Below are 15178 nucleotides of genomic sequence, written 5' to 3' on the forward strand. Positions count from 1 at the left end.
AAGCCTTCTTTATAGAAGGCAGAATCTCACTGATGAGTAAGCAGTTCTTGAGTGGTAGATAGATTTATATATAGCGATTGTTTAAGGCGGGATTCCAGTCGCTTTTTTGAGCGAACCTTATTTGAGGTAGCTTAAATGCGTGACATTCACTTGCGCGATCGCTTAGTAAAAAAAATGCCCTCTCATCTCTTCCGCTGAAAGGGCATCGTCTAACTGATGGGTGTGAGAAGGGTTTTCACCATGCTTCTTAAAAACAAGCATAAGTCGGCAATGTGACAGGGGTATGACAAGTAAATAGCAATGCTGCGATCGCTGTTGCTCGTCTTGCCCTCGTTCCTCTAAAACAACCAAACCGTGTTATTTACAAACTCAACGATGGACAACCAGAACCGAGCAGGGGGCATGATGGAGGACGTAATTGCTGACGCTACCGAGAACTAACTCACCAATTGCAGAACGACCCCGACGCCCCATTACGATGAGATCGGCACCCCAAGTTTGGGCTAAGTCACAGATGTTTTCACCCCGACTGCCAAGGCTTTGGGTGAATTCGGTACTAATTCCTGCCTTCGTTGCTTCATCTGCACGCGATCGCAGTAGCGCCAAGTATTGACTTTCAAATGCATCCCACTGCTGTCGATAGTCGCTTGGGACATCATCGCGTCGCCAAGGATAGTAATCCAGTCCGGGCATCCCAGGAATCCCCGGACTGCCCTCTTCATTCGCAGATAGGACGTGCAATAGCATCAGACTGGCATGGAACGCTTTCGCTAAGGATACGGCTTCATCAAAGACTTGCTTGCCGATTTCAGAGCTATCCATTGCCACGAGAATTTTGTAAAACATACACACCAGTCCCAACCTGTTTTTGTTGCCAGAATGCCGCACTTCTTGACCAGCGAAGCCTGGATGTTTAGCTCTCCTTGCGGTTCGGGCTATGACTACCAGTTACTCCATTATCAGAGGTGCAGATGATACTCTTCGACCAAATTAGTCGAGACTGGGCAGGAATGCCAAAGAGCAACTGGTCTAGCGCTTTGCTTGTTTGGTAGCCGAGGACTAGCTTTCCCAACCCGGGTATCGTTGCCAATCCCAGTCGCGATCGCTATCCATAAAAAAATGCCCTCTCATTCCTTCTGCTGAGAGGACATCGTTCTTTAACTGATGGATATGTCAGAAGCAATTACCCTATGCCTACATAAAGTTTACTCATGCAAATGTGACATCAGGGTGACAACTACATAGCAATGCTGCGATCGCCAATTACCTACCGTGAAGATTGTTTAATTTGATACCGTTTTTCCCCGGAAAAGCTTGTGAAATCAGCGTCCCGCAACGATCCTCTACCTTTCCTTTAGTTGATCCCAGCCCCACTGGTAGGGTTAAACACACTTTACTAGAATTAGCAACACTAGCAGTAGTGGAGTGAAGGGGCTACACTCAAACTAGCATTGCTCGTGGCAGCACTCTTCGCGCCGAGGTCTGAAAATGGTGAACACTAGCGCGGTCGCTCTCAAACCCTGCATCTCACCCAAACTGGTTGAGCAGTTTCCGGTTGGGTGTCGAGTCAGGCGCTTGGACTTTTGTACGGAAGGGGTAGTGGTGAAATACGAGGCGGGCGATCGCATAGGCTACACAACGGATGATGGGTGGTATGACTTTCCTCATCATTCCCAGCTCCAACGGATTGATGCGGATGAGGTGGATTGGTAAATAGCACAGACTTGTCAGGGGTAGGCGAACGCCTCGCTTTGAAGACACGCGATCGCGTCTACCCAAAAGAGTCGCTCATAGCGTTTTTGCCGCCACTTTAATGGCTGAGAAATTGCTGGATGTAGCTAGCCAAACTTTGTTGTAATTGCCAGTCAGTGCTAGGAATCGGAGTTAAATAAAATCGCTGTCCTGATAAAAGCGTCAGAGTAAGCCGGTAAAAGCGAATTCCTCCTAAGTTAGATTCTTCTACTTGAACGTCCGTAATCTTGTCAATTGAATAACCCGTTACTTGAGTTCCCAGCCAACCTTTTTGTTTGAGAATTACTCGATTGAGATGTTTATCAAACCGGCAAGTCTTCACCGGACTTCCAAACATCATCAAGTTAGCGCAAAAAATGCAGAACAATCCAAAAAAATCAATCGGCCAATTGGAAGAGATAAAAACGAGAAGCCCTAAAACAGCGGTAAAACTACTCAGTATCCAAATGCCAACTGGGCGTTCTCGCAGGGTGAGTAATGTAAAAGTTTGCTGAATTACCTTCATCGGTTTAGCTGTGGATGCGATCGCACCTCAAGAGCAGATTTGCTCTTGCTACTGTCATAGGTCACGCCTGACAAGAATAACCAAAACTGCTGCCACGAATCATAAAAAGCAAAAATCCCACTTCCCAACTCGACGCAAGTCGATGTCTTGACGCGCCATAAACCCATCATAAGACTGCCAACTTAAGTTGGGACAAACCTTCTCGACCAAGCTGTCTCTGGTTCCTGGGAGCGAATCAAGAAGCCACTCAGTAGTTTTTATCGCCTCCTGCTAATGGGTGATCAACAAGCGGGATATTGAAATATCCAGTTGCATGAACTGAGCGTGCGAGGTGGAAGGGAGAACGCTTTGGTTAGTTTGGAATAGTCAAACACAGGAATTCCAAGAGACTTAAGCCATGCTTGCTAAAGAATCAAATCAAATATCAGTCAAACCAGCTCAACTCAATAAGCCCGTACTGCAAATAGGGAACTCTGGAGCCGCAGTAAAAGAATTACAACAACTATTAACTAAAAGGTTTGCTTATAACGGAGCTATCAACGGAAACTTTAATGAAGAAGTCGAATTTGCCGTTCTTGTTTTTCAAAATTGGATGTTTCTCAAAGAAGATGGCGTCGTGGGTCAAATGACCTGGCAAGCTCTCTACAGCGGCGCTCCCGTAAATATGCCAGTGCTGAAACGAGGCGCTAAAGGTGAGATAGTCATCACGCTTCAGAGTGTACTGTCTTTATCTGGTGATTTTGATGAAGAAGTGAATGGAATCTTCGGACCCCACACTGAAGCTGCTGTGAGATCCTTTCAACTGCGTAGTGGTCTATTAGCAGACGGAATTGTGGGCGAAAAAACCTGGTACGGGTTGAGTAAGGTGCGTCAACAAATCGGGGGGTGTTGAGCCGGTTGCGTGGATACGCTTTTCAATACTTGCACATTTCAAGCGATCGCTAGCCGTAGATTTTGACCTGGCGACGCCAGCTGAATTCTACCAAACCGCTCTCCTGCTTGCGAATGTGATGCACCTCACACTCACCATCCGAGGTGCATCACGAGGGGTTCCAAAGTTCTGTCACCTAAATCTTTTTAAACAATCACTTTTGCTTGCGGGTTGAATCACGATTCGCCATAGTATTTTCACCGATATTTAGGGCATTAAGTTCCCGTGCCCTAATGATGATCCCACCGAGTCAACCCCAACCCTCAGTAACATCCAACGTCCTTGATACTGACGTTAAAGAAGTTCCCAGCCAATATAAAGGCTGGTCAATTAGCACAAAAGTGATTGATGGAAAGCTATGGTTGCGTTGGCAACATCCCCAAGAATCCTTCCCCCGGTTTGGGTGTCCTGTAAACGAAGCTGGCCTTGCTTCAACCATTGGTCATGTGCGATTCCTCATCGATCTCGCCATCAAGTTGGAGTCAGGAGTGCCCGCGAGAAAGCCTTTGACATCAAATGACTCAAATGTCTCCGACCGGATAGAGCGATCGCTTTTTCGGGTTGATTATATGGATGGGGATTCACCACTTGCATTTGTAGGCTGAATTTCACTGACGATTTCATAGAAAGCAGTGGTCGGCGCTTCCTCAAACAAAGGATTCATCTGATTTAAGATGGCTTGGTATGCCTCGCTTTGATTGGCTTGCATATCTTCGATACTCTCCCAAAGAATAATAGCGATTCCTCGGTCAGTCCCCGGTTCTTGCAGTAAGTACGACCCCTTAAAGCCGTGCGTGTACGTTGAGACGGCTTTTTCATAGAGTTGCTCAGCCTCATCAAATTTGCCAGGTTTGAATTCTCCAATCGCAACATAGGCAAATTTGTGCTTTAAAAAATCTTGAAACTCTGTCATGGTTTCCTCCTAGAAGCTGGGGTTATCGCGGTTTTGTCGGGGCTAAGCCTACGGTACGCTAATGGGTTGAAGGGAGAACCGCTTGATGGATGCGATCTGCTGAAAGCAGCAGCGCTTCGCTATCGCGCCCTTCATCCTCAATCATTGATCGGGAATTTGCTTGATGTAGGCTTCGGTATAAAGGGTTAAACTACCCTCTTGTACATCCATCTCCTTAATGCGGATCGCCATCCCTTGGAGGTCAAAATAGGGCAAGTTTGCCAGTTCTCCTAACTTCTCCATCAAGGCGATGGTGAGTTCCAGTGAAATGCCTTGTCCGGGATTACAGCTAAACCCCTCCAACAAGATTGGCGTTGAAGAAGTGCGCGGACGCACTACGGCGGCGAAACCGACTTGTCGAGCCTTATCCACGTCATGCAGTAGCATTTTTCCACTGAATTCCATCTTGCCCTCACCCGGCAGATGCATTTCCAGTTCTTGCGGTTCCAAGGTCACGAGTTGACCATCTGCATTCAACTCCATGCTTTGAAACTTGCTGCGGATGTAGTCTGAGTTTAAAGCGCGGTTGATATCTTGTTCGGTGAGGACAACACGGGCAGTCGCGTCTAGCGGATGGTTCAGCTTAATCTGCCCGAAAATCGCGTCAAATAGATTGATCGCAATATTATCGGCGTGCAATTCCATTTCCTGCACGCGAATATCTTTCTGAATCGCCAGACCCCGACCTTCAACCGAAACTGAATTAGCCTTTCCTTGAGCCATCTTCAGCAAATCGGTTCGGACATCTACATTGATGTTCTCTACGCTATCCATCTGGCTAGATAACCCCATTTCGACAGCCTGGGAGAGGGCCTGCTCCTCTAGGCGTGGCTCGTCTGTCATAGTGCTTAATCTCAAGAAGTGTGCTGATACTGGTTACTCTAGACGCTCATCACTCAGCAGCGTATCTGCATCTCGGAATAAACAAAATGTAATAAATCATCTAGTCCAATATTTTTTGGCTCTGACAAACCTAACCCCCAACCCGTTCCCATGCAGGGAACGGGAGCCAGAGCCATTTTCACAGTTCCTCTGGGGATTGGAGAGGGTTTGGGAAGAGGTAAAACGCTCCATCCATTCCCGATCTCAAAGTATTGCCTACCTGCTTATCAGTCTAAATGTGTCGTTTCTGGAGACAAGATAAGCCATGAATCTGGGCTGTAGTTCGTTGTTGAAGGATTTTGACAGATATGAAAAAGCGCCTGGGAGTCTTGCCGTGTTTCGACCCCAGACGCTTTTTCTTCTAAACTTGCTCCTCACACAACTAAAGAATATCGCTTGTTCAATCGAGCCAATACTCTAATACGTGACACTTGATCAACTGACACGCGCTTGATAAAAATCTTTACATTATGGGTGATGAGCGCCCAGACGGGGGAAAATCGCTTGGCGGCTACAATATTAAGCTGGTCTCTGGGCGATCGCTCTTTTGTAACGTGACACACCCAACACATTCCAGGTTGCCGAAGCGTCGGTCATCTTTACAATCCCCGATCGGGATTCATCAGAACAACCCACGCCATTTTTCAGTGTCAGACCCGATTTAGGAATTTTAGGTGTATTCAATTTGAAGGAAAACCGCGAGAACTCCGAGAATTGCCACCCCAACAATGGTTTCCCGTTGCTCATCCCAAAGACGGCGCAAGCCATAAAAAACATAGGTAAACGCTGCACGGCGTTCTCGTCCGAGTTCAGCCATGAGCAATTGAACTTTAGCATCTACCTCTTCAATCGAGACTTCGCCCTTTTCATAGGCAGCTTCTAACTGATCTAATTTGCGCCAATATTCTTTGGTTGCTTCAAACAGGTTAGGCATCATAACTTAAAGGTGTATTCTTTTATTGTTAACTTATGTGAATTAAGCTAACGCGCCTGTCTGGGTGGTTGTGTCTATAAAGGGGTAGAACCCGATTGTCTATAAATAGGTAGAACCCTGGTTGCGTGAGTCTTCAAATCCCTAAATGGGAGAGTCCTTCGGCGGGAAGCGATCGCTTCTCTTATTGGCTGACCAGATGCAGCTTCTGGCGATCTGAGATCGCGGTAAACTCAGATGTTGCACCCGATTCCTTTTTTCTAACTTCCGGAGTTAATTACCTTGGGCATAGAACTACGCAGTTACGTATTTCTAGACAGCTTGCAGCCTCAGCACGCAGCTTACATGGGGACGGTAGCACTAGGGTTCTTGCCATTGCCAGGAGATACGTCGCTGTGGATTGAAATCTCACCGGGCATTGAAATTAACCGGATTACTGATGTTGCCCTCAAAGCTGCCTCTGTACGTCCAGGGGTGCAGGTGGTCGAACGACTATACGGGCTACTAGAAGTGCATTCCAGCCGCCAAGGGGAGACGCGGGCGGCGGGTAAAGCCATTTTGGAGGCGCTGGGAGTGCATCGAAATGAATGTCTCAAGCCGCACGTCGTTTCTAGCCAGATTATCCGCAACATTGATGCTCACCAAACGCAGCTGATCAATCGCACGCGACGAGGACAGCTACTTCTGGCAGGGCAAACGCTTTATGTATTAGAAGTTCAACCTGCCGCTTATGCAGCACTGGCGGCGAATGCGGCGGAGAAAGCGGCGGCAATTAACATCTTGGAAGTGCAAGCTGTGGGAAGCTTCGGACGCCTCTATTTGGGCGGAGCAGAACAGGATATTCTGGCGGGTTCTGCGGCGGCGTTGGTGGCGCTAGAAGGCGTGCCTGGTCGTGAAAATCCTGCTAGTTGGCGTCAAGAATAGCGAAAGGATGGGGATGACGAGGGAGAGAAGGGGAATGCGATCGCTCTTTACAAATGGGCGATCGCTTGCTTTCAAAGAAAGCCACTTCAGATTAAAGTCAATGCGTTAGCACTGGTGGGTTAAGCAAAGGAAATCCAAATGGCAAATCTAGAGCATCTTGCACTACTTCAGAACGGTGCAGTGAAATGGATTGAGTGGAGAAGAAAAAACCGACAAATAGAACCTGATTTGAGCGAAGCCAACCTCAGAGGGGTCAACCTCAGAGGCGCAATCCTCACAGGCGCTAACCTGAGAAGGGCGGATCTGGGCAATAGTTTACTCATCGCCGCTAACCTCAGCCATGCTACCCTCAGCGATGCAAATCTCCACTCCGCTTCCCTAATGGAGGCAAACCTGAGTGAAGCGAACCTCAGCATTGCGAACCTCAGCAAAGCCAACCTCAGCGATGCCGATCTGGGCGATGCGAACCTGATCGGGGCTGACCTCAGAGGCGCTAACCTAAGAAGAGCGAATCTAACTAACGCGAACCTGATCGGCACCGATCTCAGAAGCGCTAATCTTCACAAAGCCGATCTCGGTGCAGCAAAGCTGGCTAGAACGAACCTCAGCGAAGCTAACTTGATGGCAGCGAACCTAATAGCCGTCGATCTCAGTAATGCTAATCTTTACGACGCTGAACTACTAGGAGCTTACCTTTACAAAGCTGACCTACACAAAGCAAACTTAATCGAGGCTCACTTCAATGGTGCTTATCTCTTTAGGTCTAACTTGAGCGAAGCGAACCTGACTCAGGCTGATTTCAGATGGACTAACCTCAGCAAATCGAACCTCTCCGGCGCTAATTTGAACAAAGCGAACTTGAGGGGTGCTAATCTCACCGGCGCTAACCTCACTGCGGCGAATCTTACCGGCGCTAACCTCACCGGCGTTAACCTGACGCGGACGATACTCCAAAAAGCAATCATGCCTGATGGCACAATTCACCCTTAGCTGGCAATTAAATTTTGGGTTGTAGAAATGCGATTCATGGCTTCTTCCCGCCAGACCCTTCAAAAATCCCAAATCTAAAATCCTAAATTAGTCTAACTCATGAAAAAACTGATTGTAATTACAGGGGTAAGTCGGGATCTCGGTCTTGCTATGACTGAAAAATTTATTGAGCAAGGTCATACAGTTTGTGGGTGCGCCCGTCCACAGAAGCAACACAGAAACTTGAGCGAAAATTTGGAACGCCCCATCATTTTTCCAGCGTAGATGTTGCGGATGAATATCAAGTAAAAACCTGGGCTGAGCAACTTTTAAATAACTACTCATCCCCTGATTTATTAATTAATAATGCCGCATTAATCAATCAACCCGCCCCGCTTTGGAAAGTTGATAGCGCGGAATTTTCTCGACTCATTGATGTCAATATTAAAGGAGTCGCGAATGTAATCCGCTCCTTTGTTCCAGCCATGATTCAAAAGAACAATGGCATCATTGTCAACTTGAGTTCAGGGTGGGGTCGCTCCACGTCGCCTGAAGTTGCACCCTACTGTGCTTCTAAGTGGGCAATTGAAGGATTAACTCAATCGTTGGCTCAAGAATTACCTTCGGGAATGGCAGCGATTCCCCTCAACCCAGGCATTATTCATACCGATATGTTAGAGACTTGTTTTGGAGAAGAAGCGGCTGCTTACACAGCAGTAAAAGATTGGGTTAAAAAAGCGGTTCCGTTTTTATTGCAAAGAACACCAAAAGACAATGGTGTGTCGCTGACAGTTCCTTCATAACCTTTCTATGCGGTTAATCTATGAACGAGAATTAAAGACAGAAATAAACTTTACTTCTCTTTGTACTATAGGGGTTCTCACTTGAGTGCAATATACACTCGGAACCTCACCCCAAACCCCTCTCTGTGAACGGAGAGGGGCTTTGAATATGGCTCCCCTTCCTTTATAGGGAAGGGGCTGTTCTTGTCAGGTCTGGGAGCGCTTTGATGAGCAAAACAAGTCACTTGTGTGTAGACCGTAGCTCTTTAAAGGAAAGGGGGTGGGGAGGAGGTTCTCTGTGAGGAAATAAATCAACTCAAGCTGTCTGTAATTCAAGGCTTGGATAGTCAATATATCCCTTCTCATCGCCACCATAAAAGGTGGAGCGATCTGGCTTATTTAGGGAAGTATTGAGTGCAAAACGTTCTGGTAAATCTGGATTAGCAATATACAGTCTTCCATAAGCCACCAAATCTGCATTGCCAGAAGCCAAAACAGCATTCCCTAAGTCGCGGTCATATCCTCCTGCGGCGATTAAAGTCCCTTTGAAGATAGGACGGAAGTATTCGGTAAACAAGCCTCCTGTAGAGTTATCGAGGCTAGTATTGCCATCGGTTCTTGGCTCAACGATGTGGAGATAAGCGAGGTTGAAACGGTTGAGTGAATCGGCTACATAACTGAACAAAGCAGATGGATTGGAGTCAGACATACTGTTGAAAGTACCGCTTGGGGAGAGGCGAATTCCTACCCGTTGTCCACCCCAAACACTGACGACTGCTTCAGTCACTTCCATCAAAAGTCGGGCGCGGTTCTCAATTGAACCGCCATATTGGTCGGTTCGTTTGTTCGTCCCATCCTCAAGAAACTGGTCAAGGAGATAACCGTTGGCACTATGAATTTCAACCCCGTCAAATCCAGCAGCTAAGGCATTTTCTGCCCCTTTGCGGTATTGTTCGACGATTCCTGGAATCTCTTCAGTTTCTAGGGCACGAGGCGTGACGAAGGGTTTTGGCCCTTCAAGAGTGATTGCTTCACCTTCTGGTGCGATCGCGCTGGGCGCTACTGGCAGTTCTCCTCCTGGTTGCAGTAATGGGTGAGAAATCCGCCCAACGTGCCACAACTGTAAGAAAATCCGCCCCCCACGAGCATGAACTGCATCTGTCACCAGTTGCCATCCTGCCACCTGTTCTGCTGAGTGAATGCCTGGGGTATTCGCATATCCCTGTCCTTGAGGCGATACTTGAGTGGCTTCTGCGATAATTAACCCCGCCGATGCCCGTTGTGCATAATAAGTCGCATTCATCGCTCTAGGAACATTTCCCGCTCCCGCACGCATCCGGGTTAAGGGAGCCATCACGATTCGATTGGGAAGTTCTAAAGAACCCAGCTGAACAGTTGAGAAAAGATTGATATTCTCGCTCATTGACTTAATCTCCATTGGAATGACATTACAGTTTTGATTGCACAACGCAGACATCAGGAACTCTAGCTAGCTAGTGTATGAGCAGTGCGGATAAGAGTTACCCGCACCGCCAACAAACTAGATAGTTAGTTAATCGCTACTGGCTTTGTGGTTAAGTTGTTCTGTGGAAGTAAAGCTTGAAGTTTGTCAGACAGCACTTCCAAAGGAGCTACGCCAGTGGTTCGATCCACCACCACACCATCTTTGAAGAACAGAAGCGTTGGCACGGCTTGGATGTTGTATTGTGTAGCGATGTGTCCATAGGCGTCAATATTCAGCTTGCCAACCTTAGCAATTCCTTCAAAATTGGCAGCTAATTCTGCAACTAATGGGTTGAGCATCCGGCAAGGACCACACCAAGCCGCCCAGAAATCTACCACAACTGGAACTGAACTTGCGAGGACTTCGGTTTCAAAGTTGTCTTCGGTCAAGGTGACATATTTCGCGTTGTCTGACATGGTTTCCAGCCTCCTTCAGGCTGTAGATCAAGGTGAGGAGAGTATCAGCAGCTGTTGCAGAAAGCGCATTGCATCATTTCATGCGATCGCATCCACTCAACTCGCTGCTAAAAGTTACCAATCTGGTTTCAATCCCCTAAAGGGTTTAGTAGTTAAACAACCATTTGACTAAATACTAGAACAATCTTTCCCCAATAGTCAAGTGGTTGTTTAACTATTTCAATACTGAGCGCCAAGACGTAAAATAGAAGTAAGACGGTGAGTTTTCGCCAACGGCATACATCCACGTCAGACACGCCTATACCGTCGTTCAACCTTCTTTTAGCGTTGACATCAGGAGTAATGCAGAGTCTTGTTGGGGCTTTCTCGTGGCTTCTTTTAGTAACCCCTACTTCCCATGATCGATAACAACCATAGCGTTCAACTGCCCTCTGCGTCTCAAGCTGCCGTTCAAGACATAGAACTTCGGGCTAAAATCTTTGCAGCTCTCTCCGATCCAACACGTTTGAGGATTGTGGAGATGTTAGCTTCTTGCGAGGAAATGAGTGGCAGCGAAATAGCCAATTATTTAGGGATTAGTTTAGCTCTCTTCTGTCACCACTCCAAGACACTGGCGGAAGCGGGGTTAATCCAGATCCGAAAAGAAGGTCAAACCAAGTACAACTCGCTGAAACGGGAGTTACTGTTTGATTGCTTCGCCAGTTTTACACCTAAACAGCTAGAAACAACCACAGTTGAAAATAATTTTAGATCCAACTAACCACTGTATGTTGATGATTTTGCAAGGAATATAGGTTTTCCTTGCGTACTTAAGCGTAGTCGTGAACTTTTCCGTCAGGCATTCTGGCTTCAGTTAAGACAGCTTCACTGAGGTTGGTTTCAATTAAACTTGCTTGCGTTAAATTTGCCCTGAGTAAAATAGCTTTACTTAGGTTTGTTCCTAGTAAAATTGCCCCAGTAAGGATGGCACCCATTAGCTTGGCTTTAGATAAGTTGGCGTATCTCAGGTTTGTTTGGTTCAGGTTTGCCTCACCTAACACGGCTTCTTCCAAATTTGCCCCTTTCAAATTTGCTCTGGTTAGATTTGCTCCCCGAAGATTTACCTTACTTAAATTCGCTGCCCCCAAGTTAGCTTCAGTGAGGTCTGCTTGACGTAAGTTTGCCCCTGTTAAGTCTGCTTCGCTGAAATTGACTCCGCGCAAATCTGACCCTCTCAAGTTCGCCAAACATAGATTCGCTTTGCTAAAATTTGCTTCATTTAAGCAGACAAAAGCTAATTTTGCCTTATATAAATCTGCTTTTCTAAAGTTCCTTTTTCCGGCTGTATATAGCTGTACAATATTTTTGAAATTCATCGTGAATACCTCCTATTTTTTTATGACTAAGACTCGCCAAAGGCGGGATAATGCGTCAACCCACCGTCAAAAAACCGAGTTTGGCTTGTGATGTAAGTAGCTTCGTCAGATGCCAAAAATGCCACCGATGCTGCCATTTATTCCGGCGGACTTGCCCGAAACCTTGGGATATAAACTTTCTACCTCAGCCTTTGCTTCTAAGTCATGTAGATGCGCGTAACTGTGGCACCCAGCCCCGTAGCATTGACCCCAATACCTTTAGTATTTCGGCGCGATCGCATAAAATTTTCTATGCCGCCTTTCTGGCAGGAAAACCAACCTATTCTGGCTTAAGGATAATTTCGTGAACGCTGGAAATGGTGAGAATAACAGCACTCCTATTCTGTTTTAGAAAGTGTTTAATCGCTTAGGGGCGCTTATCGGTGCGCCCCTAAATAAGCGCCCCTAAGATTAATTTTTTGGAATTCGCCAACAGCATCTTAAAAGGGAGGCTAACTTCTCCCTTTTAAGATGCTGTTAGGGGAGCTGTTGCAGATTATTGGTGAAATAGTATCAGCAAGATTAGTTCGGCTGGATGGAACTTGCAACAGGATATCCCGGTTATTTCAAATTATCCGGGACAGTTTCAGGCACAACCCAGGAGTAAATAGTATGCTGGCGACCGGGGCTACTTTCTACCTGCACCACTTTCTCAGGTTTCCATTCACCCATGTCGTAGTTGTGCGACACAATGCGAGTGCCTGGTTTGAGTTCCTTGAGTAGCTTCGGTCGCAGCCGCAAGTTAACGTCAGGCAGCAAGTAAAGTGTCACCACCGTGGCATCGCTGAGATTAGTGGCGAATAAGTCTTGTTGTAAAAATCGCACGCGATCGCTTACACCCGCTTTTTGGGCATTTTCTCGACTTTCTTGAACCAGTTGCGGATTGATATCTACACCAGTTCCGCGAGTGCCGAATTGTTTTGCAGCGGTAATCACGATTCGTCCATCGCCACTGCCGAGGTCGTAGAGTACATCGTTCCCTTTTACCTGCCCCTGTTTGAGCATTTCGGCGACGACGACTTCGGGGGTTGGCACAAAGGGCACATCCGCTGGCTGTTGTTGGGTTTGAACGTCGGTTGCGGGTGCTTCGGCTTGAATATTCGGTGCGGCGGGCGCTTGGGTTTGAGCATCAGATTGAGCTTGTGCATCAAACTGGCGTTGTTGGGTGCAGCCTGCGAACAAGAAGCTACCCGCACTCAAACTTGCAACCAGCAACAGCTTAATTTGTTGTAATTGCATTGCATCTTCTCCTTTTGAGTTGTTAACGTTTTGCTCAAATTTGCCGACGACGAGATAACAGCAATAGCGGTGCGCCAGCGATCGCGACAGCCACTCCGACAAGCGCCCCAACCCCTGTATAGGCAACGCTGGAGTAGAGTAAATAAGCACAGATTGCACAAAAAAGTAGGGGCGTTAGAGGATAGAGAGGGACGCGAAAGGGTCGCAATACTTGCGGTTCTCGAACTCGTAACACTAACAGCGAGACACCCGTTAGCAGGAAGAAAAACCAGAACACCGGCGCAGTGTAGTCCACCATCGTTTTAAAGCCTTCGCGGGTCAGAGTTCCCAGAAACACGAGGGCTAACGCGATCGCACCCTGCACTAGCAAGGCATTGGCTGGCGTACTGGCGCGATGGTGCCAGCGTCCGAGGAAGCTGAACAAGGAAAAATCTTGTCCGAGGGCGTAATTGGTACGTGCGCCGGTGAAAATCGTGGCGTTGATCGCACCCAAGGTAGAAATGGCAATCAGGAAGCTGATAAACCAAGCACCGGGTTCGCCAACTGCACGACGCATCAAATCCGCTGCTACGGCTTCTGAGGCTGCCATGTTCGCCAATCCTAAACCGTGGATGTAAGCGAAGTTTATCGCTAAGTAAATCGCCGTGATGATGCCGATACTCACTAGCAGCGATCGCACCATGTTCCGGTTGATGTTGCGTAACTCTGCTGAGATATAAGCCGCTTCATTCCAGCCGCCATAGGACAACAGCACGAAAAGCATCGCCATACCAAAGTTTGTTTGGGTTGCCGCCGGTGCAGCAGGCACCTCCGGGAGACCGGGAACGGCAAAAGCTAAACCAGCGATTACAACCAACAGCAAGCCGCAAACTTTGGCAACTGTTAGCCAATTCTGCGCCCACTTTCCTTGTTGAACGCCGATGATGTTCAAGCCTGTCAATAAGGCGATCGCAATCCCTGCGTAAAGTGAGGATGAATAATTCCCAAGGCGCAGTAATTGCGAGGCATAGTCTCCGAATACGAACGCCAACAGGGCAATCGAACCTGTTTGAATCACCGTCATTCGCGCCCAAGCAAAAAAGAAGGCGATGTTTTTGCCGAAGGCACGCATCAAGTAATAGTAATTGCCCCCAGCGTGAGGATATGCCGTTGCCAATTCTGCGTAGCACAATGCGCCGACTAAGGACATCCCGCCACCCAGAATCCACAGGGAAAGTGCAACCGCTTCACTCCCAGAAGCAGCGGCGACTAGAGAGGGCGTCTCGAAAATTCCGGCACCAATCACGATACCGACAATTAGAGCGATCGCGTCTACGAAAGCCAGCGCTGGCTTGGGTGCTGCTGTTTTGCTTACCGCGAAGACTTGATTTGGGAGACTGTCGTTTACCCGTCTGCTCATTCTGGCACCTTCACCGTTGCGATCGTAATTTCTTTGAGTTGCGATGTGAAAAGATTAAAGCAAAGTCGGTTTACAATCCGGAGAAAGTGTAACCAACTCCGATTAATAATCCCACCTCTGTTTCATCAACAAAACCGACATTCACGCCAGCGGTTGCCGTGAATTGGGATGATAATGGAACATCGACCCCGCCCGTAATCAGTGCGCCAATAGTGCTATCGTCACCCGTTGAAATCGCCACTCCGCCTCCAATATAAGGGGCTACACGGTATCTGATTTGTTCCACTCCTTGAGAGGGGAAATCGTAAGTAAGTGGAACCAGAAAAACTGTATTATCGCCAAATAAAGCAGCGGGTCGCACAGAAAAATTCCGAGTGAGTCCAATTTTGCTAATGACTGCAAAGGCACCTTCACTCAAAGTTGTATCGCCACCCAACCCAATGTTGCCTGCAACCCCGATATAACTTGGGCCAGAGCGAGTAGCTCTACCAGGTATTACATCTACTTGAGCGATTTCCGGCGCTGTAGTTTTAGTCGTCGCTGCTTCTGGGAGTTGAGGTGTTGAAGGTTCAACAGTCAAACCCGACGCAGACGTTTT

At 47.5% G+C, this 15178-nt stretch carries 20 protein-coding genes and 2 pseudogenes; 8 read left to right on the forward strand and 14 right to left on the reverse strand.

The window, feature by feature from the left end:
• Positions 1 to 369 precede the first annotated feature (369 nt).
• A complete protein-coding gene (locus NDA03_RS14340; RefSeq protein WP_190430150.1) occupies positions 370 to 846 on the reverse strand; it encodes a universal stress protein in 477 nt (158 codons plus the stop codon).
• Between the two features lie 642 nt (positions 847 to 1488).
• Between NDA03_RS14340 and NDA03_RS14345 the strand changes: the two genes are divergently transcribed.
• Positions 1489 to 1713 carry a hypothetical protein gene (locus tag NDA03_RS14345; protein WP_190414545.1) on the forward strand — a complete coding sequence of 75 codons (225 nt, stop codon included), beginning with the start codon at positions 1489 to 1491 and terminating at the stop codon, positions 1711 to 1713.
• A gap of 97 nt (positions 1714 to 1810) precedes the next feature.
• Here NDA03_RS14345 and NDA03_RS14350 read toward each other — a convergent pair whose 3' ends face one another.
• Together NDA03_RS14350 and NDA03_RS14355 are read right to left on the reverse strand one after the other, a co-directional pair.
• Positions 1811 to 2257: a hypothetical protein gene (locus tag NDA03_RS14350; RefSeq protein WP_190434744.1), complete on the reverse strand. Its 447-nt coding sequence runs from the start codon at positions 2255 to 2257 to the stop codon at positions 1811 to 1813.
• Positions 2254 to 2427: a hypothetical protein gene (locus tag NDA03_RS14355; protein WP_190414547.1), complete on the reverse strand. Its 174-nt coding sequence runs from the start codon at positions 2425 to 2427 to the stop codon at positions 2254 to 2256. Before NDA03_RS14355 ends, NDA03_RS14350 begins: the two co-directional genes overlap by 4 nt.
• Positions 2428 to 2654: 227 nt before the next feature.
• Here NDA03_RS14355 and NDA03_RS14360 point away from each other — a divergent pair, with 227 nt between their 5' ends.
• Together NDA03_RS14360 and NDA03_RS14365 are read left to right on the forward strand one after the other, a co-directional pair.
• Complete coding sequence (locus NDA03_RS14360) at positions 2655 to 3149, forward strand: peptidoglycan-binding protein (RefSeq protein ID WP_348238370.1); 495 nt, start codon at positions 2655 to 2657, stop codon at positions 3147 to 3149.
• 272 nt (positions 3150 to 3421) lie between these two features.
• Positions 3422 to 3793, forward strand: coding sequence for a hypothetical protein (locus NDA03_RS14365; protein WP_190672066.1), 372 nt, complete (start codon positions 3422 to 3424; stop codon positions 3791 to 3793).
• Here NDA03_RS14365 and NDA03_RS14370 read toward each other — a convergent pair.
• The 5 genes from NDA03_RS14370 to NDA03_RS14390 all read right to left on the reverse strand — a co-directional run bounded on the left by NDA03_RS14370 (position 3754) and on the right by NDA03_RS14390 (position 5959).
• The gene (locus NDA03_RS14370; RefSeq protein WP_190430564.1) at positions 3754 to 4101 is read right to left on the reverse strand and encodes an antibiotic biosynthesis monooxygenase; all 348 of its coding nucleotides are present in this window, start codon (positions 4099 to 4101) and stop codon (positions 3754 to 3756) included. The two genes, NDA03_RS14365 and NDA03_RS14370, sit on opposite strands and share 40 nt — an antisense overlap.
• A gap of 141 nt (positions 4102 to 4242) precedes the next feature.
• Positions 4243 to 4983 (reverse strand): DUF2993 domain-containing protein, encoded by a 741-nt coding sequence (locus tag NDA03_RS14375; RefSeq protein ID WP_190430565.1) that lies wholly within the window; start codon positions 4981 to 4983, stop codon positions 4243 to 4245.
• A gap of 53 nt (positions 4984 to 5036) precedes the next feature.
• Complete coding sequence (locus NDA03_RS14380) at positions 5037 to 5159, reverse strand: hypothetical protein (RefSeq protein WP_277878744.1); 123 nt, start codon at positions 5157 to 5159, stop codon at positions 5037 to 5039.
• A 382-nt stretch (positions 5160 to 5541) separates the two neighbouring features.
• Positions 5542 to 5706, reverse strand: a complete 165-nt coding sequence (locus NDA03_RS14385) for a hypothetical protein (RefSeq protein ID WP_348238372.1) — start codon at positions 5704 to 5706, stop codon at positions 5542 to 5544.
• Positions 5693 to 5959, reverse strand: coding sequence for a hypothetical protein (locus NDA03_RS14390; RefSeq protein WP_190414553.1), 267 nt, complete (start codon positions 5957 to 5959; stop codon positions 5693 to 5695). Before NDA03_RS14390 ends, NDA03_RS14385 begins: the two co-directional genes overlap by 14 nt.
• A gap of 276 nt (positions 5960 to 6235) precedes the next feature.
• On the opposite strand from NDA03_RS14390, the gene NDA03_RS14395 reads away from it, so the two are divergent.
• The 3 genes and pseudogenes from NDA03_RS14395 (at position 6236) to NDA03_RS14405 (ending at position 8649) form a co-directional block, all read left to right on the forward strand.
• Positions 6236 to 6877, forward strand: a complete 642-nt coding sequence (locus NDA03_RS14395; protein WP_190414554.1) for a hypothetical protein — start codon at positions 6236 to 6238, stop codon at positions 6875 to 6877.
• Positions 6878 to 7015: 138 nt separating this feature from the next.
• Positions 7016 to 7867: a pentapeptide repeat-containing protein gene (locus tag NDA03_RS14400; RefSeq protein ID WP_190414555.1), complete on the forward strand. Its 852-nt coding sequence runs from the start codon at positions 7016 to 7018 to the stop codon at positions 7865 to 7867.
• Between the two features lie 99 nt (positions 7868 to 7966).
• Positions 7967 to 8649, forward strand: a pseudogene (locus NDA03_RS14405) (SDR family oxidoreductase).
• Between the two features lie 295 nt (positions 8650 to 8944).
• Here the strand turns inward: NDA03_RS14405 and NDA03_RS14410 are convergent.
• A complete protein-coding gene (locus NDA03_RS14410) occupies positions 8945 to 10051 on the reverse strand; it encodes an alkene reductase (protein WP_190414556.1) in 1107 nt (368 codons plus the stop codon).
• A gap of 125 nt (positions 10052 to 10176) precedes the next feature.
• A complete protein-coding gene (trxA, locus tag NDA03_RS14415; protein ID WP_190414557.1) occupies positions 10177 to 10548 on the reverse strand; it encodes a thioredoxin in 372 nt (123 codons plus the stop codon).
• A 397-nt stretch (positions 10549 to 10945) separates the two neighbouring features.
• Between trxA and NDA03_RS14420 the strand changes: the two genes are divergently transcribed.
• Positions 10946 to 11308 (forward strand): metalloregulator ArsR/SmtB family transcription factor, encoded by a 363-nt coding sequence (locus NDA03_RS14420; RefSeq protein WP_190434771.1) that lies wholly within the window; start codon positions 10946 to 10948, stop codon positions 11306 to 11308.
• Positions 11309 to 11357: 49 nt separating this feature from the next.
• Here the strand turns inward: NDA03_RS14420 and NDA03_RS14425 are convergent, their stop codons facing one another.
• Positions 11358 to 11903: a pentapeptide repeat-containing protein gene (locus NDA03_RS14425; protein WP_190414559.1), complete on the reverse strand. Its 546-nt coding sequence runs from the start codon at positions 11901 to 11903 to the stop codon at positions 11358 to 11360.
• A 50-nt stretch (positions 11904 to 11953) separates the two neighbouring features.
• On the opposite strand from NDA03_RS14425, the gene NDA03_RS14430 reads away from it, so the two are divergent.
• Positions 11954 to 12250 (forward strand): hypothetical protein, encoded by a 297-nt coding sequence (locus NDA03_RS14430; protein ID WP_190689107.1) that lies wholly within the window; start codon positions 11954 to 11956, stop codon positions 12248 to 12250.
• Between the two features lie 253 nt (positions 12251 to 12503).
• Here NDA03_RS14430 and NDA03_RS14435 read toward each other — a convergent pair whose 3' ends face one another.
• The 3 genes and pseudogenes from NDA03_RS14435 to NDA03_RS14445 all read right to left on the reverse strand — a co-directional run.
• Positions 12504 to 13181 carry a class I SAM-dependent methyltransferase gene (locus NDA03_RS14435; protein ID WP_348238374.1) on the reverse strand — a complete coding sequence of 226 codons (678 nt, stop codon included), beginning with the start codon at positions 13179 to 13181 and terminating at the stop codon, positions 12504 to 12506.
• Between the two features lie 34 nt (positions 13182 to 13215).
• The gene (locus NDA03_RS14440) at positions 13216 to 14580 is read right to left on the reverse strand and encodes an amino acid permease (protein WP_348238376.1); all 1365 of its coding nucleotides are present in this window, start codon (positions 14578 to 14580) and stop codon (positions 13216 to 13218) included.
• Positions 14581 to 14650: 70 nt separating this feature from the next.
• Positions 14651 to 15109: pseudogene (locus tag NDA03_RS14445) on the reverse strand (hypothetical protein); the annotation flags it as partial.
• Positions 15110 to 15178 lie beyond the last annotated feature (69 nt).

It is taken from the genome of Trichocoleus sp. Lan, assembly GCF_039961855.1.
Lineage (GTDB): Bacteria > Cyanobacteriota > Cyanobacteriia > Cyanobacteriales > FACHB-T130 > FACHB-T130.